Below are 26,696 nucleotides of genomic sequence, written 5' to 3'. Positions count from 1 at the left end.
GTTACTTAACGCGGGAAAGCAGGCGGGTTGACCCCGGACATGTCTTCCATCACGCGAACAACCTGGCAGCTGTAACCGAATTCGTTGTCGTACCAGACATACAGAACAACACGGTTGTCATTGCAGATGGTCGCTTCAGCATCCACTACACCGGCGTGACGCGAACCCACGAAGTCAGTGGATACCACCTCCTGCGAATGCACGAAATCGATCTGCTTGTGCAGGTCCGAGTGCATGGCCATGTAGCGCAGGTACTCGTTGATTTCGTCGCGGCTGGTTGGCTTCTCAAGGGTCAGATTGAGAATAGCCATGGACACGTTTGGAGTTGGAACACGGATCGCGTTGCCGGTCAGCTTGCCAGCCAGTTCAGGCAGGGCCTTGGCAGCGGCGGTAGCAGCACCGGTTTCAGTGATAACCATGTTCAACGCAGCGCTACGGCCACGACGATCACCCTTGTGGAAGTTGTCGATCAGGTTCTGGTCGTTGGTGTACGAATGAACCGTTTCAACGTGACCATTGACGATACCGAACTTGTCGTTGACGGCCTTCAACACCGGCACGATGGCGTTGGTGGTGCAGGACGCCGCCGAAACGATCAGGTCTTCAGCCGTGATCTGGTCATGGTTGATGCCATGCACGATATTCTTCAGCTTGCCTTTGCCTGGCGCGGTGAGAACCACACGCTCGATACCTGCGCAGGTCAAATGCTGGCCCAGACCCTCGGCATCACGCCATACGCCGGTGTTATCCACCAGCAATGCGTCCTTGATGCCGTACTGGGTGTAATCCACCTCGGTCGGGTTCTTCGCGTAGATCACCTTGATCATGTTGCCGTTGGCGGTGATGGTGCTGTTGGCTTCATCGATAGTGATGGTGCCATTGAACGGGCCATGTACCGAGTCACGACGTAGCAGACTGGCACGTTTGACCAGGTCATTGTCGGCGCCTTTGCGCACGACAATGGCGCGCAGACGCAGGCCATCGCCCCCACCGGTTTTCTCGATCAGAATCCGCGCCAGCAGGCGACCGATCCGGCCGAAACCGTACAGCACGACGTCCTTGCCTTTACGAGCAGTGGCGCTTTGTTGACCGACGACATCGGCCAGCTCTGCACGCACGAACTGCTCAGCAGTAAGGCCTTGGCCTTCTGCCTTGAATTTCACGGCCAACTTGCCCAGGTCCACCGAAGCGGCACCCAGTTTGAGTTCGCTCATGGCTTTGATAAGCGGGAATGTTTCGTGTACGGACAGCTCACTGCCATCGGCCTGGCGATGACGAGCAAAGCGATGGGCTTTGAGAATCGCGATGACTGAACGGTTGATCAGACTGCGGCCATAGATCGAGCTCACCACATTGTTATTGCGGTAGAGCTGACCGATGAGGGGGATCATCGCCTCGGCGAGGGCTTCACGATCGATCCATTCACCAAGACACTGGTCGGGCTTCTGAGTCACGGGAACCTTCCACATGTAGGGGCTGAAAAAAGGGGCTACATTATGCCGCCGCCTTTGTTTATGAGCAATGCACGGCTATCAGATTACACGGCACTGCATTTTCCGGCGCGCTGAAAACTGACAGCGCCTGCCTCCGCCCGTTACAATCGCAACCCCTGTTGTAACGCTTGGAGCTCAACCTCCCGTGCCTGTCCTGCGCCTACCGCTACTCCCTGCCGCTGCAGGTAAACAGCACTGGGGCAACTTGCCTGGTGCCGCCCTGAGCCTGGCTATTGCCGAGGCTGCCAGCGCCGCCAAGCGCTTCACGCTGCTGTTGACCGCCGACAGCCAGAGTGCCGAGCGCCTTGAACAAGAGCTTAGCTTCTTTGCGCCTACGCTGCCGGTTCTGCATTTTCCGGATTGGGAAACCCTGCCCTACGATTTGTTCTCGCCGCACCAGGACATCATTTCCCAGCGCATCGCCAGCCTTTATCGGTTGCCGGAACTCGCGCATGGCGTTTTGGTAGTACCCATCACGACGGCGCTACACAGACTGGCACCCACCAAATTCCTGCTCGGCAGCAGCCTGGTGCTGGACATCGGCCAGAAGCTTGATGTCGAGCAGATGCGTACCCGGCTTGAAGCCAGCGGCTATCGCTGCGTCGACACGGTGTATGAGCACGGCGAGTTCGCGGTCCGTGGCGCCCTGATCGATCTGTTCCCGATGGGCAGCAAACTGCCGTACCGGATCGACCTGTTCGACGACGAAATCGAAACCCTGCGCACCTTCGACCCGGAAAACCAGCGTTCCATCGACAAAGTCGAATCGGTTCGCCTGCTGCCGGCGCGAGAGTTTCCGCTGCAAAAAGATGCCGTGACCCGCTTCAAGGCCCGCTTTCGCGAGCGCTTCGACGTGGACTTCCGTCGCTGCCCGATCTTTCAGGACCTGAGCAGCGGCATCACACCGGCCGGCATCGAGTACTACCTGCCGTTGTTCTTTGACGAAACCTCCACCCTGTTCGATTACCTGCCCCAGGACACCCAGGTGTTCTCGCTGCCCGGCATCGAACAAGCGGCGGAAAATTTCTGGAACGACGTCCGCAACCGTTATGAAGAGCGGCGCGTCGACCCTGAGCGTCCGTTATTACCGCCCAATGAATTGTTCTTGCCGGTAGAAGACTGCTTCGCTCGCCTGAAAAGCTGGCCTCGCGTGGTTGTCAGCCAGCAGGACGTCGAACCTGGTGTTGGCCGCGAACGCTTCCCGGCGCTGCCGTTACCGAATCTGGCGATTGAATCCAAGGCCACACAACCGTTGGCGGCGCTGTCGACATTTCTCGAAGGATTCCCAGGGCGCGTGCTGTTCACCGCAGAATCCGCCGGGCGCCGGGAAGTCCTGCTGGAACTGCTTGAGCGCCTGAAACTGCGACCGAAAACCGTGGACAGCTGGCCGGACTTCGTCAGTGGCAGCGAACGCCTGTCGATCACCATTGCGCCACTCGATGAGGGTCTTCTGATTGAGGACCCGTCTCTGGCGCTGGTGGCCGAAAGCCCACTGTTCGGTCAGCGGGTCATGCAGCGTCGACGTCGGGAAAAACGCACCGACGGCGGCAACAATGACGCAGTCATCAAAAACCTTACTGAACTGCGCGAAGGCGCGCCCGTGGTGCATATCGACCATGGCGTCGGCCGCTACCTGGGCCTGGCGACGCTGGAAGTGGAGAATCAGGTCGCCGAATTCCTGATGTTGGCCTACGCCGAAGACGCCAAGCTGTACGTCCCGGTCGCCAACCTGCACTTGATCGCCCGTTACACCGGCAGCGATGACGCCCTTGCGCCGCTACACCGACTGGGTTCGGAAACCTGGCAGAAAGCCAAACGCAAAGCGGCCGAGCAAGTACGTGATGTCGCCGCCGAGCTATTGGACATCTACGCACGACGTGCCGCCCGTGAAGGGTATGCCTTCGCCGACCCGAAAGCCGACTATGCGACGTTCAGCGCCGGCTTCCCGTTCGAAGAGACCCCGGACCAGCAAACCACCATCGATGCCGTGCGTGCCGACATGCTCGCGCCCAAGCCGATGGACCGCCTGGTGTGCGGCGATGTGGGCTTCGGCAAAACCGAAGTGGCAATGCGCGCAGCCTTTATTGCCGTACATGGCGGACGTCAGGTCGCGATCCTGGTGCCGACCACCCTCCTCGCCCAGCAGCACTACAACAGCTTCCGCGATCGCTTTGCCGATTGGCCGGTGAGCGTGGAAGTCATGAGCCGCTTCAAGTCTGCCAAGGAAATCAACGCGGCAGTCGCGGACCTGGCAGAAGGCAAGATTGATATCGTCATCGGCACGCACAAACTGCTGCAGGACGATGTGAAGATCAAGAATCTGGGCCTGGTCATCATCGACGAAGAGCACCGTTTCGGCGTGCGTCAGAAGGAGCAACTCAAGGCCCTGCGCAGTGAAGTCGATATCCTCACCCTGACCGCGACCCCGATCCCGCGCACGCTGAACATGGCCGTATCGGGCATGCGCGACCTGTCGATCATCGCCACACCGCCAGCGCGCCGCCTGTCCGTGCGCACCTTCGTCATGGAAGAGAACAAAAGCACGGTCAAGGAAGCACTGCTCCGGGAACTGCTGCGTGGTGGCCAGGTTTATTACCTGCACAACGACGTGAAAACCATCGAGAAATGCGCCGCCGACCTGGCCGAACTGGTGCCTGAAGCCCGTATCGGCATCGGTCATGGACAGATGCGCGAACGCGATCTCGAACAGGTGATGAGCGACTTCTATCATAAGCGCTTCAACGTGCTGATCGCCTCGACCATCATCGAGACGGGCATTGACGTGCCCAGCGCGAACACCATCATCATCGAACGTGCCGACAAATTCGGTCTGGCTCAACTGCACCAATTACGTGGTCGGGTCGGCCGCAGTCACCACCAGGCTTACGCCTACCTGCTGACCCCGCCCCGGAAACAGATCACCCCGGATGCCGAGAAGCGCCTGGAAGCCATCGCCAACACCCAGGACCTCGGCGCGGGCTTCGTGCTCGCGACCAACGATCTGGAGATCCGTGGTGCTGGCGAACTGCTGGGCGACGGGCAGAGCGGGCAGATCCAGGCCGTGGGCTTCACCCTGTACATGGAAATGCTTGAACGCGCGGTCAAGGCCATTCGCAAGGGCGAACAGCCAAACCTCGACCAACCCCTGGGCGGCGGCCCGGAAATCAACCTGCGCTTGCCAGCGTTGATCCCCGAAGCCTACCTGCCCGATGTGCATACGCGCCTGATTCTGTACAAACGCATCGCCAATGCCGCCGACGAAGAGGGCCTCAAGGACCTCCAGGTCGAGATGATCGACCGCTTCGGCCTGTTGCCCGAGCCGACCAAAAACCTGGTGCGCCTGACACTGCTCAAATTGCAGGCCGAGCAGCTAGGCATCAAAAAAGTCGACGCCGGACCGCAGGGTGGACGAATTGAATTCAGCGCCGATACCCAAGTTGATCCGCTGGTGCTGATCAAGCTGATTCAGGGCCAGCCCAACCGCTACAAATTCGAGGGTGCCACGCTGTTCAAGTTCATGGTGCCGATGGAGCGCCCGGAAGAGCGATTCAATATTTTAGAAGCGCTGTTCGAGCGCCTGACTCCAAAAACGGCTTAAGGATTCACCCATGCGTGTGCTCCACTCATTGATTCTGCTGCTGACACTGGTCGCACCGGCAGCGTTTGCCGACGGCCTGTATCAGGTCGAAATGATCCTGTTCCGGCAGATTGGCCAACCCGCCACGACCAACCAGCCCGCCCCCGAAGCCTGGGCCGCCGGGGCGCAGAAAATCAGCCCCGAAAATGAACGCAGCCCGGCGCTGACCGGAATGGCCAGTAAGCTGGACGCCAGCGGCAACTACAACGTGCTGCTGCATCGGGCCTGGCAGCAGAATCTGAGCGCTGACCCGAGCAAAATGGCGGTCAGCAGTGGTCAGGAGCAGTTCGGTCACTTTCCCATTGAGGGCACCGTCACCTTGAGCCTGGCGCGGTTTACCGATATCACTGCAGACTTTTGGGTCAATCAGCTCGATGCCTATGGTGTGGTGCGCACCAGCGAGCGAATGACCCAGACGACCCGGGTGAAGAATGGCGAATTGACCTATATGGACAATGGCAGCCTGGCCATGCTGATCAAGGTTTCACCTCTTTAAGCATCCAGGGAGCGCGTTGCGCTCCTTGCCCTTTGAGCATCGCTGCGGCGTCGGGCTGTACTGAACTGTGTCGTCCATTCTTGAAAAAGTTCTAGCCTCTTCGTGGGCACAAGTCTTCAAAGCTCAAAGCCTTGAGCGAGGGCGCGACTATGCCCAGCAGCAACGCATCAAGTTGCAGCACCTGAGTCCCGAGCTGGTCAGGACGGTGTGCAGAGGCTCGAGTCTGGAAATCTACACGCAAACCCTCACTTTCAAGGACCCGGCCGAGCATAAGCAATTCGTGGTGTGTAAATGCACCTGCCCCGTGCGCAACAATTGCAAACATTGCGCCGCTGCTCTTTTCTTTCTGCAGGACCCGGAAAACAAGGCCTCGATCCTCGCCGCGCTGGGTGCGCCAGACCGTACGCCTGCGCCTGCGCCAGCACGAGCCGAGCCCAAGCCCGCATTGCCTGAACGCTTGATAGACACCCAACCTGTGCCTCGGCTGATTCTTGCCAGCTTCGAGTTCAGCGCTTACGAACCACGCAATGGCCGTATGCAACGTCATATCCAGCATCGCGCCGCGCTGGCGTTTGGCTACGGCGAGCATTACGCGACAGGGAGCAAAACCACCGACGTCCTGGAACACTTCGACACTGAAACCGTGCGCATACGCCGCTATCCGGAGGCAGAAAAGCACTGGCGACAGATCATCCAGGACCTCGGTTTCAGGCTGGCGACCCGGCAAAGCAAGGCCTTGCCCGACAGCGCCGGGGACATGTTCGAACTGCCGAGCGACAAGGCCTGGCTGAACTTCATGACCCACGACTTGCCACAGCTGCGTGAGCAAGGCTGGGAGATCGACGTCGCGGAAGATTTCGCGTTTGACGTCACGCCTGTAGACGACTGGTACGCGGTCATCAATGAGCAGCCAGAGCGCGACTGGTTCGACCTGGAACTGGGTATCATCGTCAATGGTGAGCGCCTGAGCCTGCTGCCGATTCTGATCAATCTACTGCGCAGCCACCCCGAACTGATGAGCCCGGCCGGGATCGCCAAGCGCCGGGACGATGAGCAACTCTTGGTCCAGCTCAATCACTTCACCCAGCGAGGTGGCGGCCCGATCCAGGTCGCCCTGCCCTACGGCCGTCTAAAACCCGTGCTGGCAACCCTGGGTGACTTCTATTGGCGCGACGACGGCAATAACGCCCTGCGCCTCAATACCGCAGACGCCGCACGCCTGACCCAGCTGGACGATATGCCGCTGACCTGGGAAGGCGGCGAACGCCTGCGTCAATTCGGCGAGCGCCTGGCGGACATCAAGAATTTTTCAGTGACCGTACCCGACGGTTTGAATGCAACCCTGCGACCCTATCAGCTCGAAGGCTTGAGCTGGATGCAATCGCTGCGCGAGCTGGAAGTTGGCGGCATCCTGGCCGATGACATGGGCCTGGGCAAAACCCTGCAAACCCTGGCCCACCTGCTGGTGGAAAAGCAGGCCGGTCGCATTGATCGCCCGTCCCTGGCCGTGATGCCCACCAGCCTGATTCCCAACTGGATGGATGAAGCCGAACGTTTCACCCCTCAACTACGTGTATTGGCGTTGTATGGGCCAGGCAGGCGCCAGGATTTCGCCAACCTGCAGGATTACGACCTGATCCTCACCACCTATGCGCTGCTGCCGCGTGACGTCGAGTTGTTGGCGCAGCAGCCGCTGCATGTGCTGATCCTCGACGAAGCGCAGTACATCAAGAACCCCAACAGCAAGGCCGCTGAGGCCGCGCGCAGCCTAAACGCCCGTCAGCGCCTGTGCCTGAGCGGTACGCCGTTGGAAAATCATCTGGGCGAACTCTGGTCGCTATTCCACTTCCTGATGCCAGGCTGGCTGGGCGACAGCAAGCAGTTCAACAGCAACTACCGCACCGCCATCGAGAAGCAGGGCAACGAAGAACGCTTGCAGCACTTGAATGCGCGGATCAAGCCCTTCCTCCTGCGCCGCACCAAAGAGCAGGTCGCCACCGAACTGCCGCCCAAGACCGAAATCATCCATTGGGTCGAGCTCAACGACGCCCAGCGCGACGTGTATGAGACGGTACGCCTGGCCATGGACAAGAAGGTACGCGACGAAATCGCCCGCAAAGGCGTTGGTCGCAGTCAAATCATCGTTCTGGAAGCGTTGCTCAAACTGCGTCAGGTCTGCTGTGATTTACGGCTGGTCAACAGCGCTCCGGCAACGGGGCGCCATGGCAGCTCGGCCAAGCTGCACAGCCTGATGGAAATGTTTGAAGAGTTGCTGGCCGAAGGTCGAAAAATCCTGTTGTTCTCACAGTTCACCTCGATGCTGACCCTGATCGAAGCCGAGCTGAAACAGCGCGGCATCGAATACGCGCTGCTAACCGGGGCAACCAGAGACCGCCGCACACCGGTACAGGACTTCCAGAGTGGCAAGCTTCCGGTTTTCCTGATCAGCCTCAAAGCCGGTGGCACCGGCCTGAACCTGACCGCAGCCGACACGGTGATCCATTACGATCCCTGGTGGAACCCGGCAGCCGAAAATCAGGCCACCGACCGTGCGTACCGCATCGGCCAGGAGAAACCGGTCTTCGTCTACAAGATGATCGCGCGCGGCACGGTGGAAGAGAAAATCCAGCGTTTGCAGCAGGAAAAATCAGCGCTGGCGTCAGGCGTACTGGATGGCAGGACCGCAGGTGACTGGAAGTTGGGAAGCGAAGACATCGCCGCCCTGTTCGCGCCATTGCCAGCGCCGGTCAAAAAAATAAAGCATTGAGTCAGACACCCTAATGAAATGGTTGCCCCCAGGTACGCGGGGTAACCATAGATGCAGGAGCGGGCTTGCCCGCGATGGCGGCATGCCCGACTCAATCGCATTTTTCAGCCCGCAGCAAGCACCCGCGCCAAAGTCGCCTTCACCTTGCCCATCCCGTCATGCAGTGCCTGTTCAATTTCGGCCATGGTAATCACTGCCGACGATTTTCCCGCCGCCGGATTGACCACCAGCGCCAGACAGGCGTAATCCAGTTCTATTTCGCGGGCCAGTGCCGCTTCAGGCATACCGGTCATGCCGACGATATCGCAACCATCACGCTCCAGCCGAATGATCTCCGCCACGGTTTCAAGGCGCGGGCCCTGAGTGCAGGCATACACGCCTTGGTCGCTGTAAGCACAGCCTTCAGCCGCCAGCGCTGCAATAAGTCGCGTGCGCAGCGCTTCGCTGTAGGGATAGCTGAAATCGATGTGGGTCACCTGCTCCAGATCATCAGCGAAGTAGGTGTGCTCGCGACCGCTGGTGTAGTCGATCAACTGGTGCGGCACGCAGAAATGCCCGGTACCCATGGCCGGATGAATCCCGCCCACAGCATTCACGGCCAGGATCGCCTCGGCCCCGGCCTGCTTCAATGCCCACAGATTAGCCCGGTAGTTGACCTGATGTGGCGGTAGGCGATGGGGGTGACCGTGGCGCGCCAGAAACAGCACCTCACGCCCTGCATACTCGCCAATCTGAATCTCAGCCGACGGCGCACCATAAGGCGTATTCATCGGCAGGGACTGACGGATATTCAAGCCATCAAGTTGGGTCAGGCCAGTGCCGCCGATAATCGCGTAAACAGTCATTAATACATCCTTCAGTCGATCAGTTGGGCAGCACGCAGTGCATCAAGGGCCGCCAGCCAGCGTGGGTGCTGGCGATATTCAGTAGTGGCGTACGCCTGGCCTCGCATCCGCGCGATGCGTGGCGATGGTTTTACCTTCAGCCGTTGCGCGGCATTGAGTGCCAGCTCGGCAGCCGCCCGGTCGTTGCACACCAGGCCCATGTCACACCCGGCGCTCAAAGCAGCCTCGATACGACTTGCGGCATCACCGACCACATGCGCGCCGGCCATGGACAGATCATCGCTGAAAATCACCCCATCGAACCGCAACTCGCCGCGCAGGATATCTTGCAGCCAACGCCGGGAGAAACCGGCAGGCTGAGCATCGACTTGCGGATAAATGACGTGGGCTGGCATCACGGCTGCCAGTTGCTTGCTTAGGCGAGCGAACGGCACAAGGTCCTTGGCGCGGATTTCGTCGAGGCTGCGCTCGTCTGTCGGAATCGCGACATGAGAGTCGGCTTCAGCCCAGCCATGGCCAGGAAAGTGTTTGCCGGTTGCCGCCATGCCTGCGGCGTTCATGCCACGAATAAAGGCACCCGCCAGCAACGCCGCACGTTCGGGATCACCCTCAAAAGCCCGGCTCCCGACCACGGCACTGCGCTGATAATCCAGATCAAGGACCGGTGCGAAACTCAAATCCAGCCCGACCGCCAACACTTCAGTGGCCATCAGCCATCCGCAATGTTCAGCCAGCGATTCGGCATTCAGGTTGTCGGCAATCGCCCGCATCGCCGGTAATCGGACGAATCCCTGACGCAGACGCTGTACCCGCCCGCCCTCCTGATCCACCGCCAACAGCAACTCAGGTCGTATCGCACGGACAGCGGCACTGAGTTCACGAACCTGGCGCGGATGCTCAATGTTGCGGGCAAAAATGATCAGACCACCCACTTCGGGCTGACGCAAAAACTGGCGGTCCTCAGCGGTCAGCCAAGTACCGGCGACATCCACCATCAACGAGCCTTGCAGGCCAGAACTCATATGCAATTCCTTAACTCAACGCAGCCGACGCCCGATCCGGGCGTGGCATCAAAGCGCAGTGAAGACAGCCAGACGCACACACCGCTGCCGATCGGCGGAGCTGGACAAATACGGAGTGGCGTGGGAGACATGAATAAATCGAGGGTACGCATGGGCGGCTAGCTTAGCCGATGAAAGCTGCCACGCCCACCCATCAACGGTCAAACCTTGGCGACGGCGACCGTACTTTTGCTGCGCGGTTTGAGTTGTGCAGAGACCATGGCCGCGTCGGTCACGCCGGTTTCGGCGCGCATGCCGGCTGCCAGGAACGGCACCATTAGACGCATCACCTGCTCAATGGAGGTATTGACCCCGAAATCAGTCTCGGCAATCGCCCGCAACGCTTTGATCCCGGACATGCTGAACGCTGCGGCGCCGAGCATGAAATGCACGCGCCAGAACAGTTCGATCGGTGGAATATTCGGGGCTGCTTCATTGACCAGTAACATGTAGCGGCGAAACACCTTGCCGTACATGTCTTCCAAGTAACGACGCAGGTGCCCCTGGCTCTGACTGAACGCCAGGCCCAGCAAGCGCATGAAAATCGACAGGTCGTTACCGCTCCGCGGCTGCACCACCAACGCTTGCTCGACGAGGATTTCCAGCAGCTCTTCAAGTGTCGGCTTGTGTTCAGGCTTGGCCTGACGGCGCTCCAGCTCTCGATCGAGGCTGATACAGAACGGACCGAGGAAGCGCGAGAAAACCGCCTGAATCAGGGCCTTCTTCGAACCAAAGTGATAATTCACCGCGGCCAGGTTGACCGAGGCTTTGCTGGTGATCAACCGCAACGATGTTTCGGCAAAGCCTTTTTCCGCGAACAACTGCTCAGCAGCATCGAGGATACGTTCAACTGTTTCCGACTGGGCCATGATTCTTCTGCCTGACAAACACTTGTTTGAAACATACGTTTCAGCCGGGCTATTTGTCAAGTCTGCCCGTTCGTTTTCTGGCTGACCAGTCATGCATTTAATCATATAACCCGGGGCCTGTAGCCACCGCGTGACTTATCGCCTCGGATCACCTGCCAGCAGCCCCCTGCACACCGTCCAGCGGCCTGAGTAAAAAGGACGATTGCCAAGACGCAATCACTGTATATAATCCCAGTCACTGTATAAAAAGACAGAGCGATCATCATGATAAAACTGACGCCACGCCAAGCTGAGATTCTGGGTTTCATCAAACGCTGCCTTGAAGACAACGGCTACCCGCCGACCCGTGCGGAAATCGCTCAGGAACTGGGCTTCAAGTCGCCCAATGCGGCGGAAGAACACCTCAAGGCTCTGGCGCGCAAAGGCGCTATCGAAATGACGCCGGGCGCCTCGCGGGGTATTCGTATTCCTGGCTTCGAAGCCAAGTCCGAAGAACGCAGCCTGCCAATCATCGGTCGCGTCGCCGCTGGGGCACCGATTCTGGCGCAGCAACATGTCGAAGAGTCCTGCAACATCAACCCGTCTTTCTTCCATCCGAGCGCAGACTATTTGTTGCGCGTGCATGGCATGAGCATGAAGGACGTCGGCATCCTCGATGGCGACTTGATTGCCGTCCATACCTGCCGCGAAGCCCGCAATGGCCAGATCGTCGTGGCGCGAATTGGTGATGAAGTGACGGTTAAGCGCTTCAAGCGTGAAGGCAGCAAGGTTTGGCTACTTGCCGAGAACCCGGATTTCGCCCCTATTGAAGTGAACCTCAAAGATCAGGAATTGGTGATCGAAGGCTTGAGTGTCGGCGTCATTCGCCGCTAAAGGAGACGTTATGCAGTTCCCCCAAACACCACAGCAAGCACAACTACCACTGTTCGAGGCATTCATGGCACAGCCCATCGCCCCGCTCCTCAAAGAAGTAGTCGAAACGCCCTGGAACACAGCGCCAGACGCTTTTAGTGAACTGTCATTGCGCGGCGCAGCCGGGAACTGCCTGAACCTTCTGGCGCCGATTTTGCGGGAGCTGAGTCAGGACCAGGACGCACGCTGGCTGACATTGATCGCGCCACCTGCGAGTCTGACTCAGACCTGGTTGCGTGATGCGGGGCTTAATCGTGAACGGATTCTTCTATTGCAACCACGCGGTACACAAAGCGCGTTGCAATTGACCTGCGAGGCTCTGCGGCTGGGTCGCAGCCACACGGTTGTCAGCTGGCTCAACCCGATCAATGCCGGGGCACGCCAACAGCTGATCAGCGCTGCCAGGACGGGTGATGCGCAGAGTTTGAATATTCGGCTGGGCTGAAGATCAGCCCGTGATCAATGAAGAACGCGCGGGCCATCGTGTTTATCAAAGTCGCCTTCCGCAAGGCGCCCAGCCATCTGAACGCCGACGCTCAGCATGGCTTTAGCGATTTCTACGTGCTGACCTTGCAAAAAGGCTTTGGCATCAGCAGAAAAATCCAGGGTAACCAAGGAGCCCTCGTCCTCAGCACGGCGCAGTTCGATGCGGCCGTCGGGCAACTCGACAATTTCTAAAAAGGACGTTGGCATAGGATCTGTTCTCCACGAAAGGCCAGCATTGTATCAGCCCGTCGACTCAGCCCCTAGCCCATCGATCAATCAGCACTCGCTCAGCCCTTCGCGAAAACGAATCGTCAGGCTCTTGAGCTGCTGACGCCAACTTTCCATTTCCTCACGGCCCAACTCAGGCTCAGGCTCGTCATCCAGGCTGACAGCAATAATCATTGGCTGCGTAACGTCACCCTTGGCTTTCCTTGGCGCACGCGGCGGCAGGAACAGCGCGTTGTAGGCCGCCAGCAACTGCGCCAGCCAGGTTTCCCGGTTCTGCGCGAGCTCGATCAGCTCGGCCATTTCCGGGATCGCGATAGCGTCCAGCACCTCTTTGGTCAACAGCAGTTCTGCGCGCGGCGCATTGGCCTGGGGCAAACGGTAAAACCCTGCGATCTCATGGCACAAACCGAGCAACGCGCCATACAGGTGAAACAGGACGGACTCACGCTCAGCCTGAACCAGCGCGATAGCATTCATCGCCCGGCTTTCCTGAGCCTTACCCAGCGCCTCAAGAGCGAGCCCTGCAAAATAAATCTTCTGGTTGGTACGGGTATAGAGTTCATGGGCCATGGTGGCACTCTCCATCACAAACAAAAAAGAACGGCTCTACTCAAAGCAAATCTGGCTCGCGCAACGCGCTTTGGGCGCACCGGGCGAGCCAGCATCAGACAATCGATGGGCGCCTGACGGGTGACGTCAGGCGCAATGGATCAACGTTTGTCTTCGACCTTCCAGGCCTTGCCATCGTAGAACGCGCGCCAGCCTGTCGGCTTGCCTTCCACTTCGGTCTGCACATATTGCTCTTTGGTTTTGCGGCTGTAACGAATCACCGCAGGGTGCCCGTCTGGATCTTTCTTCGGTGCTTCGCAGAGGAAGTGGTACTTCGGATCGATTTCGTCTTTGTGCGGCACAATCTCGATCACCAGCGGAGCACGGGTCTCGCGGTTTTTCGGGAACTGACTGGCCGCCAGAAACAGCCCGGAGGCACCATCACGCAGAATATACGTGTCGGTGACCTTCTCGCATTTGAGTTCGGGCATCTTCACCGGGTCCATTTTCGGCCCCGCCGCTTCACCGCTTTTCAGCAGCTTTCGGGTGTTCTTGCAGTCAGGGTTGGTGCAACCGAAGAACTTGCCGAAACGACCGGTCTTGAGCTGCATCTCGGAGCCACACTTGTCGCACTCCAGGCTCGGACCTTCATAACCCTTGATCCGGTAGGTGCCCTCTTCGATCTCATAACCCACGCAATCGGGGTTATTGCCGCAGATGTGCAGCTTGTGCTTCTCGTCCAGCAAGTACGCATCCATGGCCGTGCTGCAAATATGGCAACGGTGCTTGCCACGCAATACGCGTGACTCGGACTCACCCTCATCATCCTCGGCAATTTCGTCGCCGGGGGTGAGGTTGACGGTCGCCTTGCAGCGTTCTTTAGGCGGCAGGCTGTACCCGGAGCAACCGAGAAACACCCCGGTCGACGCCGTACGAATCTGCATCGGGCGACCGCAGAGCTTGCACGGGATGTCCGTCATCACCGGCTGGTTGGAACGCATGCCGCTGTCTGGCGCTTCGGCTACTTCGAGTTTCTTCTTGAAGTCACCGTAGAACTCGTCGAGCACGTTTTTCCAGTCGCGCTGACCTTGAGCGACGTCATCGAGGTTCTCTTCCATACCGGCGGTGAAGCCGTAGTCCATCAGGTTCGAGAAGCTTTCGGACAAGCGCCCTGTAACGATATCGCCCATTTTTTCAGAGTAGAAACGGCGGTTATGCAACGCCACGTAACCACGATCCTGAATGGTCGAAATAATCGCGGCGTACGTCGATGGACGACCAATACCGCGTTTTTCCATTTCCTTGACCAGGCTCGCTTCGGAGTAGCGCGCAGGCGGCTTGGTGAAGTGCTGGCTTGGATCAAGTTTGTTCAGCTTCAGGTTGTCGCCCTGAGCCATGTCCGGCAACACATCGTCGTCGCCCGGCTTGGCCATCTGCGGCATGACACGGGTGTAACCGTCGAACTTGAGGATGCGGCCTTTGGCACGCAGCTCAAAGGTGCCAGCAGCGACGCTGACGGTGGTCGACAGGTATTGCGCCGGTGGCATCTGGCACGCGACGAATTGGCGCCAGATCAGCTCGTAGAGGCGCTCAGCGTCACGTTCCATACCCGTCAGCTTGCTCGGGTGGGTGTTGACATCGGACGGACGAATCGCTTCGTGCGCCTCTTGTGCACCTTCTTTGCTGCTGTAGACGTTTGGCGATTCAGGCAGGTACTTCTTGCCGAACTCGGTTTCGATGTAGCTGCGCGCCATGGTGACCGCGTCGACTGACAGGTTAGTCGAGTCGGTACGCATGTACGTGATGTAGCCCGCTTCATACAAACGCTGGGCCATCATCATGGTTTTTTTCACGCCAAAGCCCAGGCGGTTGCTTCCCGCCTGTTGCAGGGTCGACGTGATGAACGGCGCAGAAGGCTTGCTGCTGGTCGGTTTGTCTTCACGCTTGACGATGCTATAGCTGGAAGCTTTGAGCTTCTCCAGCGCAGCCATTGCGTGGGTTTCATTCAACGGCTTAAAGGCTTCGCCGTTTTCGCGAGCCACTTCAAAGCGTACGTTGGCGCCTTTGGTGGTGCCCAGATCCGCGTGGATTTCCCAATATTCTTCGGGGTTGAACGCACGAATCTCGCGCTCACGCTCCACCACCAGCTTCACGGCAACCGATTGCACACGGCCTGCAGACAAACCACGGGCGACCTTCTGCCAGAGCAGCGGCGACACCATGTAGCCAACAACACGATCGAGGAAGCGACGTGCCTGCTGGGCATTGACCCGATTAATATCCAGCTCGCCTGGCTTGGAGAAAGCTTCCTGAATCGCTTTCTTGGTGATTTCGTTGAACACCACGCGCTTGTAGCGGCTGTCGTCACCGCCGATGGCTTCGCGCAGGTGCCAGGCAATGGCTTCCCCTTCGCGGTCCAAGTCGGTTGCGAGATAGATGATGTCAGCATCCTTGGCGAGCCGGCGCAGCTCCTCGACCACCTTCTCTTTACCGGGAAGGATTTCGTACTTGGCTTTCCAGCCGTGATCAGGATCGACACCCATGCGCGAGACGAGCTGGCGCTTGGCTTTTTCCTTCGGCGTAAGCACAGGCGCATCACCAGCGGCAGCCTTGCCACGCTTGGCAGCGGGCTCTTTGCTGGCGCTAGCGGAACCGCTAGTGGGCAAGTCTCGGATATGGCCGATACTCGACTTCACCACGTATTGGTTACCCAAGTACTTGTTGATGGTCTTGGCCTTAGCCGGGGATTCCACAATGACCAGCGATTTGCCCATGGATCAGAAAATTCCTGAATTCTAGAAATGAAAGGCGGTTGGTGCCTGTCGAGGCCCGCTATATATAGTGGCAATCAGGTGAGGTCAAGCACAGGTTACTGCGCGATCTCAGCTCAAGGCCTTGAAAACAGACTGGGTTCAGCCTGAACCAAAGCAAAGCGAGGCACCTGTTCACCGTCAACTTCGACGGATTCAAGGAACATGCTCAAAGGGCGCACCCACAGGCCGTAATCGCCATAGAGCGCTTGGTAGAACACCACTTCTTCTTCGGTTTCAGAATGTCGGGCAACGCTGAATACACGGTACTCAGGGCCCTTGTAATGGCGATAGAGTCCTGGCTGTAACTGCATGCTGCTGCCCTCGTAAAATAAATCCGAAATAAAAGGTTTCAAAAACAATTCTTCAGAAAAACAAAAGCCGGGGCACAAGGCCCCGGCGTCCATCACTCGAACCTTTTAGACGCGTTCGAAGACGGTGGCAATGCCCTGACCGAGGCCGATGCACATGGTAGCAACCCCAAGGTTACCGCCATTTTGCTTCATGACGTTCAGCAACGTGCCGGAGATACGCGCGCCAGAACACCCAAATGGATGACCCAGAGCGATCGCGCCGCCGTGCAGGTTAACCTTCTCGTTCATCTTGTCGAGAACTTTCAAATCTTTCAGCACTGGCAGGGCCTGTGCAGCGAAAGCTTCGTTGAGCTCGAAGAAGTCGATATCGGCAATACTCAGGCCGGCACGTTTCAACGCTTTTTGCGTTGCCGGCACTGGACCATAGCCCATGATCGCCGGGTCAACACCTGCCACTGCCATCGAGCGGATAACCGCCATAGGCTGGATGCCAAGGTCTTGAGCGCGCTGTGCGGACATGACAATCATGCACGATGCACCGTCGGTAATTTGCGAGGAAGTCCCCGCCGTCACGGTGCCGCCTTTCGGGTTGAAAGCAGGCTTCAAGGCGGCCAGGCTTTCCAATGTCGTTTCTGGACGAATGGTCTCGTCGTAGTCGAACATTTTCAGGAAGCCGTTCTCGTCATACCCTTGCATCGGGATGATTTCGTCCTTGAACTTGCCTTCAATCGTGGCCTTGTGTGCCAGCTGATGCGAGCGCACACCGAAAGCGTCTTGCGCTTCGCGGGTGATGCCGTGCATTTTGCCGAGCATTTCTGCAGTCAGGCCCATCATGCCGGAAGCCTTGGCCGCGTGCAGTGACATATGCGGGTTCGGATCCACGCCATGCATCATGCTGACGTGGCCCATGTGCTCGACACCACCGATCACGAACACATCGCCGTTGCCGGTCATGATCGCTTGCGCAGCAGTGTGCAAAGCGCTCATGGACGAACCACACAGGCGGCTGACCGTCTGTGCCGCCGAGGTGTGCGGGATCGGCGTCAACAACGACACCATGCGAGCGATGTTCCAGCCCTGCTCCAGGGTCTGGTTCACACACCCCCAGATTACGTCTTCCACTTCCGCAGGATCGACCTTGACGTTACGTTCCAGCAGCTTGGTGATCAGGTGCGCGGACATATCTTCAGCGCGGGTATTGCGGTGCATGCCACCCTTGGAGCGGCCCATCGGAGTGCGACCGAAGTCAACAATCACGACATCTCTCGGATTCAAGCTCATAAATTCCTCTCAATCGTTGGGCGCTTAACCGAAGAAGCTCTGGCCATTCTTGGCCATCTCACGCAGCTTCGCGGTGGGTTGGTACAAGGCGCCCAGATCAGCGTATTTGTCAGCCAGCGCGACGAATTCAGCGACACCTACGGAGTCGATGTAACGCAGCGCACCGCCACGGAATGGAGGGAAACCGATACCGTAGATCAAGCCCATATCAGCTTCAGCGGCTGTTTCAACAATGCCGTCTTCCAGGCAGCGTACGGTTTCCAGGCACAACGGAATCATCAACCAGTTAATGATGTCGTCGTCGGACACTTCGCGCTGCTCGTAGACAATCGGCTTGAGTACTTCAAGCACGGCGGCATCGGCGACTTTCTTCGGCTTGCCTTTCTTGTCCATTTCGTAGGCGTAGAAGCCCTTGCCGTTCTTCTGACCCAGACGATTGGCTTCGTAAAGCACGTCCACAGCCGAACGACGATCGTCCTTCATGCGATCCGGGAAACCTTCAGCCATCACGTCGCGGCCATGGTGGCCAGTGTCGATACCGACCACGTCCATCAGGTAGGCCGGGCCCATTGGCCAACCGAATTTTTCCATGACCTTGTCGATGCGAACGAAGTCCACACCCGCGCTGACCAATTTGGCAAAACCGCCGAAGTACGGGAACAGGACACGGTTGACCAGGAAGCCCGGGCAGTCATTGACCACGATCGGGTTCTTGCCGATTTTCTTGGCGTAAGCCACAGCCGTCGCAACCGCGACTTCACTGGACTTCTCACCACGAATCACTTCGACCAGCGGCATCATGTGCACCGGGTTGAAGAAGTGCATACCCACGAAGTCTTCCGGACGCTTGAGGGCCTTGGCCAACAAACTGATGGAAATGGTCGAGGTGTTGGACGCCAGAATGGTGCCTTCCTTGACCTGACCTTCGACTTCAGCCAGCACAGCTTGCTTGACCTTAGGGTTCTCGACCACAGCTTCGACGACGAAGTCGACGGTGCCGAAATCACCGTAGGACAGGGTTGGACGAATTGCGTTGAGGGCCACAGCCATCTTCGCCGACGTCAGGCGACCTTTGTCGACACGGTTGCCCAGTAGCTTGGACGCTTCGTTAAGACCCAATTGAATGGCGTCTTCGCGGATGTCCTTCATCAGGATCGGCGTGCCTTTGACAGCCGACTGATAGGCAATGCCGCCGCCCATGATGCCTGCGCCGAGTACCGCCGCCTGCTTCACGTCTTTCGCGACTTCATCGTAGATCTTGGCTTTTTTCTTCAGTTCCTGATCGTTCAGAAACAGACCGATCAGACTATGCGCAGCCGAGGTTTTGGCCATTTTGACGAAACCGGCAGCTTCGATTTCAAGCGCTTTATCCCGACCAAAGTTGGCGGCTTTCTGGATGGTCTTGATCGCTTCGACCGGCGCCGGGTAGTTCGGGCCAGCCTGGCCTGCAACGAAGCCCTTGGCGGTTTCGAATGCCATCATCTGTTCGATGGCATTGAGCTTGAGCTTGTCCAGTTTCGGCTGACGCTTGACCTTGAAATCGAACTCGCCGGAAATGGCACGCTTGATCAGGTCCAGCGCTGCTTCACGCAGTTTTTCAGGGGCAACCACCGCATCGACAGCACCGACTTTCAGGGCATCTTCAGCACGGTTTTCCTTGCCCGATGCGATCCACTCGATGGCGTTGTCGGCACCGATGATGCGTGGCAGACGCACGGTGCCGCCGAAACCAGGGTAGAGGCCCAGTTTGACTTCAGGCAGACCGACCTTGGCGCTGCTGGACATCACGCGGAAATCCGCTGCCAGGCACATCTCGAAACCACCGCCCAGGGCGATGCCATTGATGGCCACGACGGTTGGAACGCTGAGGTCTTCAAAATCGCTGAAGATTTTGTTGGCTTCGAGGTTACCCGCCACCAGCTCTGCATCCGGCAACTTGAAGTTGTCGACGAACTCGGTGATGTCGGCGCCGACGATGAAGACGTCCTTGCCGCTGGTGACAATCACGCCCTTGATCGAACCATCTGCCTTGATGGTGTCAACGGCCTGACGCAGGTCGTTGAGGGTTAGACGGTTGAACTTGTTGACGGACTCACCCTTGAGATCGAAATTCAATTCGACGATGCCACTTTCAAGAGCCTTAACCGTGATGGCTTTACCTTCGTAAATCATCAACTGATCTCCACGATATGGAAGCTGAACAATACACGTCGGACACTGGAGGCCGGCGTGACTACGACGTTTCGTCAATGCTAACGCCAAACCGCCAGACACATCCGCCGACGTATTAGCCGGGATTCTGTAAGAGCCTTCTGACAATGCAAACGCTCAATTCATACGACCGTTTGATTTGGGTAACACACCTTCACGGAAATCCTGGCAATTGTCAAATCAACAGAACGTCAATAAAAGCGGCGAATTATGGGGGTGCATGATCATTCATTAGCGCCCATCACAGGTTTGATACACGATTGATGGGGAAGTATTCATGCACGTGATGACGAACAGACTGACGCAAAGTGTCGGGCAAACCCTGCACGGTTGAGGTGACGGGCAGCTTTTGCGAATAAAATGATGGGCGCGACAGCGACAAACGCTTCGGGAGCGACTACATTCAGCGCACTGAATGTTTCAGGCCAAACACGTCCGGCCGAAACATCGCGCAGCACAGTGCCTTCCCAGTCTCGTCGCAGGGATCGCTACAGATTATCGGCCTGCCTGGCCACCCCAGCCCGATGTTGTTGTCGGGCTTTTTATTGCCTGGACTTTGAGGTATGGCTGATTGCCAACACAGTCAGAATCGTCAAGCCAGCGCTTTAAGGACGGCGGAGATGCGTTGCAGTATTTCGGGCTCGCCGCGCTCGCCCCAGTACAAGGCGATCATTTGCTGACCCGCCTCGACCTTGAAAACGTTGGCTGGGAGCGTACTGAACTGGGCCATCAGTTGCGCATCCTCGCAGGGCTCGCGCCATTGGTTGAGCCAGACGCCTGGAGTGGTTTGCCAATAGACCCAGCACACGGCCCGTTCGCTACGGCGCGGTCGATGGTATTGCGCGCAGGGGCTTGGCGGCTCTTCTGGCAGCCAGTGCGGCCATTCCTGAGGCGCCAGTTGCATGCCAAGCCCAATACGCCGTGCCTCCATGCGCAGGGCCATCTTGCCGCTCTGATGACGCGAAGGTCGCAGCCACGCCAAAGGGCTCAGGACCAGCGCAAGGATTGACAACACTATCCAGACCGTCATATTTCTTATTCCCAGAAGTAATTATCAATTTAACCGCGCACCCAGCCCTGGGTGAAAAGAGCCATACTTACAGCTATCGCAATCCTAAAGAGGAGCTCCTCATGCCATACGAACACATTTTGGTCGCTATAGACCTCACTGAAGAGTGCGATCCTGTTATCCGCCGCGCTCGCGAACTCGCCGTCAGCAATGGTGCCAAATTGTCCCTGGTGCATATCGTTGAACCCATGGCCATGGCCTTTGGTGGCGATGTACCGATGGATCTCTCCCAATTGCAACAGCAGCAGTTCGACCAGGCCAAAGAGAAACTCGAAGCCTTGAAGCTGAAATACCCGGAAGTCCGGATCGGCGACAGCCACCTCACCTATGGTCAGCCCCGACAGGAAATCCATCAACTGGCCAAGGCGCAGGGCTGCGACCTGATCGTTGTCGGCAGCCATGGCCGGCATGGCTTGGCGTTGCTGCTCGGTTCGACTGCCAACGACGTCCTCCACGGTGCGCCGTGCGATGTTCTTGCCGTGCGCCTGAAGCGCCCTGAGTAACCGGGATGTAAATTGAAGGCAGGTGCGACCCGCCTTCAGTAAAAAGCCCGGGCCATTTGCAAATGGCCCGGGCTTTTTTATTCAGCTCAGCAAAGCAAAGCAAAACGCATTACGCGTCCAGCTCGGCCCAGCGCTCCAGCAATGCATCGAGTTGCGCTTGCTGGTTTTCCATTTGCGCCAGCACTGCAGCAGTCTGCTCGGCTGGGCGCTGATAGAAACCGGCATGAGCCATTTCAGCCGTCAGAGCAGCCATCTGCGCCTCGACATCGTCGATTTGTGCAGGCAGCCCTTCCAGCTCGCGTTGCAGCTTATAGCTGAGCTTCTTCTTGGCCACTGGCATTTCCTGAGCCGCCACAGGCGTCGCAGCAACAACTGCAGTCGCCAGTTCGGCTTTACCGGATTTATTCTCGGTCACACCCAGCAGGCGCGGCGAGCCGCCCTGGCGCAGCCAGTCCTGATAACCACCGACGTATTCACGAACCTTGCCTTCACCTTCAAACACCAAGGTGCTGGTCACAACGTTATCGAGGAATGCCCGGTCGTGGCTGACCATCAACACGGTGCCTTTGAAGGTCAACAGCACTTCTTCAAGCAACTCGAGGGTTTCCACATCGAGGTCGTTGGTAGGTTCGTCGAGTACCAGCAGGTTGGCTGGCTTGCTGAACAGTTTGGCCAGCAACAGACGCGCACGCTCGCCACCGGACAATGCCTTCACTGGCGTACGAGCACGCTGCGGGCTGAACAGGAAGTCGCCCAGATAGCTCAGGACATGCCGGCTCTGACCGTCGATATCGATGAAATCCCGACCTTCGGCCACGTTGTCGATAACGGTTTTTTCCAGATCGAGCTGGTGACGCAACTGGTCGAAATAGGCCACTTCCAGACGCGTACCCACTTCCACGGTGCCGCTGGAGGGTTGCAGGTTATCAAGCATCAGCTTGAGCAAGGTGGTCTTGCCGGTACCGTTGGCGCCCAACAGACCGATACGGTCCTCGCGCTGCAGGACCATGGAGAAATCCTTGATCAGGAACGGACCGCCCGGGTGAGCGAAGCTGACGTTGTCCAGAACCATCACTTGCTTACCGGACTTGTCGGATGTATCCAGCTGAATGTTGGCCTTGCCTGTGCGCTCACGACGCTCGCCACGCTCCACACGCAACTCTTTCAAGGCGCGTACGCGACCTTCGTTACGGGTGCGACGAGCCTTGATGCCCTGACGAATCCAGACTTCTTCTTGCGCGAGGCGCTTGTCGAACAGCGCGTTGGCGGTTTCTTCCGCGGACAACTGGGCTTCTTTGTGGACCAGGAAGCTGGCGTAGTCGCCATCCCAGTCGATCAGACCGCCACGGTCCAGTTCAAGAATGCGGGTGGCCAGGTTCTGCAGAAAGGACCGGTCGTGGGTAATGAACAGAACCGCGCCCTGGAAGCCCATCAAGGCCTCTTCGAGCCAAGCGATCGCGCCGATATCCAAGTGGTTGGTCGGTTCATCGAGCAGCAGCAGATCGGGCTCGGAAACCAACGCCTGGGCCAGCAAGACCCGACGACGCCAGCCACCGGACAACTCAGCCAGGGTTTTGTCGGCCGGCAATTGCAGGCGGCTCAAGGTGCTGTCGACCAATTGCTGCAGACGCCAGCCGTCGCGGGACTCAAGGTCGTGCTGAACATGCATCAGCTTGTCCAGATCCTCGGCGGTGACGATGTTCTGGCTCAGGTGGTGGTACTCGGCAAGCAATGCGCCGACGCCATCCAGGCCTTCAGCGACCACGTCGAACACTGTCCGATCGTCGGCCACCGGTAATTCCTGCGGCAGTTCGCCGATTTTCAGACCCGGGGCACGCCACACAGAACCGTCGTCAGGCTTTTGTACGCCCTTGACGAGTTTCAACATACTGGACTTGCCAGTGCCATTGCGGCCGATGATGCACACCCGCTCACCACGGGCGATCTGCCAGGACACCTTGTCCAACAACGGCATAGCGCCGAAAGCAAGGGACACATCGCTGAATTTGAGCAGGGTCATGAGTTTCTCCAAAAACTGGGCGCGCATTCTACCTGAGATACCCGGACTATGTCGGCATTCAATGACGAACAACCCGCCGCGACTGGACGCAAATCCCTGATTTGCTCCCTATAAAAGAGGCGGATGAATATTTCTGTCACACGTCGCATAGTCGGCAATGCTTTCACCCGGAGCTGGCAAAGGGCTAAGCTAGTAGTACCTTTCACGGTTCATCTGCACGGAAGTCTCATGCGCAGTCGTTTGTTCAGTTTTTTATCCTGCCTGCTTCTCTCTGCGACCGCTGCGCAGTCGGCACAAGCAGCAGATCTCACCCTTCAGCGTCAGTATTACGACGAGGCAAAGCGCGCACTGGCCAAAGGTGATTCCGGCCCCTACGTGCGGTATAGCCAGGCGCTCGCCGATTATCCGCTGGAACCTTATCTGGCCTATGACGAACTGACCGCACGACTCAAGACCGCGACCAATCCGGAGATCGAACGATTTCTCTCGGCTCACGGCGACCTGCCTCAGGCCAACTGGATGAAGCTGCGCTGGTTGCGCTGGCTGGCTGAACGTGGCGACTGGCAGACATTCGCCCAGTATTACGACCCAAAGCTCAACTTCACCGAACTCGACTGCCTCTACGGCCAATACCAGTTGAGCCACAACCTGCGCGCACAAGGTTATGCCAGTGCCGAGAAGTTGTGGATGACCGGCAAAACTCAGCCTGCCGCGTGCGATGCGTTATTTTCGAGCTGGGCGGCTGAGGGCCAGTTACCGGAAGAGAAACGCTGGCAGCGTGCCAAGCTGGCCGCACAAGCACGCAATTACAACCTGGCCAATTCCCTGGTCGACAGCCTCGTTACGCTGGCCCCGCAAGGCAAGCTGCTGATCGCGGTCGCACAGAAACCTGAACTGCTCAACGACCCTTCGCGCTTCACGCCGGTCGATGAAGCCATGTCCGATGTAGTCGGTCTTGGCCTGCGACGCCTGGCCAAGCTGGACCCGCAGAAAGCCATGGACATGCTCGACAGCTACTCGGCGAGGATGCATTTCTCACGCGATGAGCAAGTGGAAATCGCCAAGGAGATCGGTCTGACGCTGGCCCGCCGCTTCGATGGTCGGGCGCTGGAGATCATGACCAAATATGACCCGGACTTGCGCGACAACACGGTCACCGAATGGCGTTTGCGCCTGCTGCTGCGCTTGGGCCGTTGGGACGATGCGTATCAGTTGACCCGCAAACTGCCGCAGGACCTGGCGATCACCAATCGCTGGCGTTACTGGCAAGCGCGCTCTCTGGAGCTGTCTCAGCCGACTAGCCCGCTGGTGCCAACGCTCTACAAAGCGGTCGCCAAGGAGCGCGACTTCTATGGCTTCCTTGCCGCCGACCGTACGCAGACCGCTTATCAGCTGAACAACAAGCCGCTGATGCTCAGTCAGCAGCTCATCAACAAGGTCCGCACCACGCCAGGCGTACGTCGGGCACTGGAGTTTCACGATCGTGGCCAGGTGGTGGACGGTCGGCGCGAGTGGTACCACGTCAGCCGCCTGTTCAGCCGCGATGAAATGGTCGCTCAGGCAAAACTGGCCTACGACATGCACTGGTACTTTCCGGCCATCCGCACCATCAGTCAGGCGCAATACTGGGACGACCTGGATATCCGCTTCCCGATGGCCCACCGCGAGACATTGGTACGTGAAGCCAATGTCCGCGGCCTGCACTCCAGCTGGGTGTTTGCCATTACACGTCAGGAAAGCGCCTTCATGGACGACGCGCGTTCCGGCGTCGGTGCCAGTGGCCTGATGCAATTAATGCCGACCACTGCCAAGGAGACCGCTCGCAAATTCAGCATTCCGCTGGCATCGCCCCAGCAAGTGCTCGACCCGGATAAAAACATCCAGCTGGGCGCTGCCTACCTGAGCCAGGTACACAGCCAGTTCAACGGCAACCGCGTACTCGCATCGGCCGCCTATAACGCTGGCCCCGCCCGCGTTCGCCAATGGCTCAAGGGCGCGAACCACCTGGCATTCGATGTGTGGGTTGAAAGCATCCCCTTCGACGAAACACGTCAGTATGTGCAGAACGTACTGTCTTATTCGGTGATCTACGGCGAAAAACTCAACTCGCCACAGCCTCTGGTGGATTGGCACGAGCGGTTTTTCGACGATCAGTGAGGACTGAAGGTGTCAGGCAGCTCTTCGCTGCCTGACACCTTGCCTTATCGCGACTGAATTCGCTGACAGTCGATGTATGTACCCGCTGCGACCTACTCCAGCACCGTCACCGGCATCCCGACGTCGAGAATGCCCGGGCCGTCGCTAACCATGTTTTGCCCAAACCAGACTTCCCCTTCGCGCTCGCGATAGGTCTTGAGGGTTGTTAATGGTTCGCGATCCTGGGTACGTTCACCGGTCTTGGGGTCGATGGTCGTGAGTATGCAGCGCGAGCAGCCCTTGAGCAGACGAAACTCGATGTCGCCGATACGGATGCGCTTCCAGCCGTCCTCGGCGAATGCTTCACTGCCCTCAACCACCAGATTGGGCCTGAACCGGAGCATCTCCAGCGGCCAGCCGACCTTTGCCGACAAATCATCCAGCGAAGCCTGACCGATCAGCAGCAAGGGGAAGCCGTCGGCAAAACCCACCTTGTCTTCAACCGTGCCGTAGCCACTGGGCAACCAGCGAGCACGGTTGTCGGGCACATGAACCATGCGTGTCGGCTTACCCATGAACTCGCTGAGCCACTGCGCCGCCTCATCCCCCGCATCGGGCACACGCAGGGTGTCGCGCCACACGGTCACACCACGCAGCGACGCTTCGGTGTCTTCAGGCAAGGGCACATCGAGGGCCTGGAAGCCGGGGGCATTGAGGGTCACCCCGCCGTCGGCATTCCACAACACCGACAACTGTGACATGTGCGGCATGGCTCGCTGAGTGAAGAAGCGCCCGGAAGCCTCTTCCACCAACATCCAGCGTCGATCTCCAGCCAGGCCCAGCCCATCGAACCGGGCCTGCTGCAGAGGTTCGGCCATGCCAGATTTGAGTGGAAATCGATAAAGCGCGCTGAGACGCAGCATGGTCAGCTCCGTAATGGACAAAGCGTCAATCTATACGAGTTACCACCCCGTACGACACCCCCAACCCACCCCGAAACCAAAAATCC

19 protein-coding genes and 2 pseudogenes are annotated in these 26,696 nt (G+C 58.3%); 8 read left to right on the top strand and 13 right to left on the bottom strand.

Going from position 1 to position 26,696, the window contains the following annotated elements:
• Positions 1 to 5: 5 nt before the first annotated feature.
• Positions 6 to 1,469, bottom strand: coding sequence for a glyceraldehyde-3-phosphate dehydrogenase (locus AC1MEA_RS17430; protein ID WP_219063175.1), 1,464 nt, complete (start codon positions 1,467 to 1,469; stop codon positions 6 to 8).
• 169 nt (positions 1,470 to 1,638) lie between these two features.
• Between AC1MEA_RS17430 and mfd the strand changes: the two genes are divergently transcribed.
• From mfd to AC1MEA_RS17410, 4 genes and pseudogenes are all read left to right on the top strand, one after another.
• Positions 1,639 to 5,091 carry a transcription-repair coupling factor gene (gene mfd, locus AC1MEA_RS17425; RefSeq protein ID WP_219063176.1) on the top strand — a complete coding sequence of 1,151 codons (3,453 nt, stop codon included), beginning with the start codon at positions 1,639 to 1,641 and terminating at the stop codon, positions 5,089 to 5,091.
• Between the two features lie 10 nt (positions 5,092 to 5,101).
• The gene (locus tag AC1MEA_RS17420) at positions 5,102 to 5,626 is read left to right on the top strand and encodes a CsiV family protein (RefSeq protein WP_480416907.1); all 525 of its coding nucleotides are present in this window, start codon (positions 5,102 to 5,104) and stop codon (positions 5,624 to 5,626) included.
• A 67-nt stretch (positions 5,627 to 5,693) separates the two neighbouring features.
• A pseudogene (locus AC1MEA_RS17415) lies at positions 5,694 to 6,207 on the top strand (SWIM zinc finger family protein); the annotation flags it as partial.
• 32 nt (positions 6,208 to 6,239) lie between these two features.
• Positions 6,240 to 8,393, top strand: a pseudogene (locus tag AC1MEA_RS17410) (DEAD/DEAH box helicase); the annotation flags it as partial.
• Between the two features lie 104 nt (positions 8,394 to 8,497).
• On the opposite strand, the gene AC1MEA_RS17405 reads toward AC1MEA_RS17410, so the two are convergent.
• The 3 genes from AC1MEA_RS17405 to AC1MEA_RS17395 all read right to left on the bottom strand — a co-directional run bounded on the left by AC1MEA_RS17405 (position 8,498) and on the right by AC1MEA_RS17395 (position 11,168).
• Positions 8,498 to 9,238 carry an S-methyl-5'-thioinosine phosphorylase gene (locus AC1MEA_RS17405; protein ID WP_449634503.1) on the bottom strand — a complete coding sequence of 247 codons (741 nt, stop codon included), beginning with the start codon at positions 9,236 to 9,238 and terminating at the stop codon, positions 8,498 to 8,500.
• A gap of 11 nt (positions 9,239 to 9,249) precedes the next feature.
• Positions 9,250 to 10,248 carry a beta-N-acetylhexosaminidase gene (gene nagZ, locus AC1MEA_RS17400; RefSeq protein WP_480918166.1) on the bottom strand — a complete coding sequence of 333 codons (999 nt, stop codon included), beginning with the start codon at positions 10,246 to 10,248 and terminating at the stop codon, positions 9,250 to 9,252.
• Positions 10,249 to 10,460: 212 nt separating this feature from the next.
• Positions 10,461 to 11,168, bottom strand: a complete 708-nt coding sequence (locus AC1MEA_RS17395; protein WP_219063179.1) for a TetR/AcrR family transcriptional regulator — start codon at positions 11,166 to 11,168, stop codon at positions 10,461 to 10,463.
• A gap of 264 nt (positions 11,169 to 11,432) precedes the next feature.
• Between AC1MEA_RS17395 and lexA the strand changes: the two genes are divergently transcribed.
• Together lexA and sulA are read left to right on the top strand one after the other, a co-directional pair.
• Positions 11,433 to 12,041 (top strand): transcriptional repressor LexA, encoded by a 609-nt coding sequence (gene lexA, locus AC1MEA_RS17390; protein WP_219063180.1) that lies wholly within the window; start codon positions 11,433 to 11,435, stop codon positions 12,039 to 12,041.
• Between the two features lie 10 nt (positions 12,042 to 12,051).
• Positions 12,052 to 12,525, top strand: coding sequence for an SOS-induced cell division inhibitor SulA (sulA, locus tag AC1MEA_RS17385; protein ID WP_219063181.1), 474 nt, complete (start codon positions 12,052 to 12,054; stop codon positions 12,523 to 12,525).
• A gap of 14 nt (positions 12,526 to 12,539) precedes the next feature.
• On the opposite strand, the gene AC1MEA_RS17380 is transcribed toward sulA, so the two are convergent.
• The 7 genes from AC1MEA_RS17380 to AC1MEA_RS17350 all read right to left on the bottom strand — a co-directional run bounded on the left by AC1MEA_RS17380 (position 12,540) and on the right by AC1MEA_RS17350 (position 20,989).
• Positions 12,540 to 12,773, bottom strand: coding sequence for a hypothetical protein (locus AC1MEA_RS17380; protein ID WP_219063182.1), 234 nt, complete (start codon positions 12,771 to 12,773; stop codon positions 12,540 to 12,542).
• 69 nt (positions 12,774 to 12,842) lie between these two features.
• Positions 12,843 to 13,364 (bottom strand): DUF6586 family protein, encoded by a 522-nt coding sequence (locus tag AC1MEA_RS17375; protein ID WP_219063183.1) that lies wholly within the window; start codon positions 13,362 to 13,364, stop codon positions 12,843 to 12,845.
• Positions 13,365 to 13,504: 140 nt separating this feature from the next.
• Positions 13,505 to 16,117 carry a type I DNA topoisomerase gene (gene topA, locus AC1MEA_RS17370; RefSeq protein ID WP_219063184.1) on the bottom strand — a complete coding sequence of 871 codons (2,613 nt, stop codon included), beginning with the start codon at positions 16,115 to 16,117 and terminating at the stop codon, positions 13,505 to 13,507.
• Positions 16,118 to 16,230: 113 nt separating this feature from the next.
• Positions 16,231 to 16,467, bottom strand: coding sequence for a DUF1653 domain-containing protein (locus tag AC1MEA_RS17365; RefSeq protein WP_480918165.1), 237 nt, complete (start codon positions 16,465 to 16,467; stop codon positions 16,231 to 16,233).
• A gap of 105 nt (positions 16,468 to 16,572) precedes the next feature.
• Positions 16,573 to 17,748, bottom strand: a complete 1,176-nt coding sequence (gene fadA, locus AC1MEA_RS17360) for an acetyl-CoA C-acyltransferase FadA (RefSeq protein WP_219063185.1) — start codon at positions 17,746 to 17,748, stop codon at positions 16,573 to 16,575.
• A gap of 24 nt (positions 17,749 to 17,772) precedes the next feature.
• Complete coding sequence (gene fadB / locus AC1MEA_RS17355; protein WP_219063186.1) at positions 17,773 to 19,920, bottom strand: fatty acid oxidation complex subunit alpha FadB; 2,148 nt, start codon at positions 19,918 to 19,920, stop codon at positions 17,773 to 17,775.
• A 631-nt stretch (positions 19,921 to 20,551) separates the two neighbouring features.
• Positions 20,552 to 20,989, bottom strand: coding sequence for a hypothetical protein (locus AC1MEA_RS17350; RefSeq protein ID WP_449634499.1), 438 nt, complete (start codon positions 20,987 to 20,989; stop codon positions 20,552 to 20,554).
• A 101-nt stretch (positions 20,990 to 21,090) separates the two neighbouring features.
• On the opposite strand from AC1MEA_RS17350, the gene AC1MEA_RS17345 reads away from it, so the two are divergent.
• On the top strand, positions 21,091 to 21,531 hold the full coding sequence (locus AC1MEA_RS17345; RefSeq protein WP_219063188.1) for a universal stress protein: 441 nt from the start codon (positions 21,091 to 21,093) through the stop codon (positions 21,529 to 21,531).
• 109 nt (positions 21,532 to 21,640) lie between these two features.
• Here the strand turns inward: AC1MEA_RS17345 and AC1MEA_RS17340 are convergent, their stop codons facing one another.
• Positions 21,641 to 23,551, bottom strand: a complete 1,911-nt coding sequence (locus AC1MEA_RS17340; RefSeq protein ID WP_322178576.1) for an ATP-binding cassette domain-containing protein — start codon at positions 23,549 to 23,551, stop codon at positions 21,641 to 21,643.
• Between the two features lie 228 nt (positions 23,552 to 23,779).
• Here AC1MEA_RS17340 and AC1MEA_RS17335 point away from each other — a divergent pair, with 228 nt between their 5' ends.
• On the top strand, positions 23,780 to 25,708 hold the full coding sequence (locus AC1MEA_RS17335) for a transglycosylase SLT domain-containing protein (protein WP_480416906.1): 1,929 nt from the start codon (positions 23,780 to 23,782) through the stop codon (positions 25,706 to 25,708).
• A 92-nt stretch (positions 25,709 to 25,800) separates the two neighbouring features.
• Here the strand turns inward: AC1MEA_RS17335 and AC1MEA_RS17330 are convergent, their stop codons facing one another.
• Entirely contained in the window at positions 25,801 to 26,610 is an 810-nt protein-coding gene (locus AC1MEA_RS17330) for an MOSC domain-containing protein (RefSeq protein WP_480416905.1), read from the bottom strand.
• Positions 26,611 to 26,696 lie beyond the last annotated feature (86 nt).

Source organism: Pseudomonas sp. ASL8 (assembly GCF_056680355.1).
This window is presented reverse-complemented; position numbering and strand designations above follow the sequence as displayed.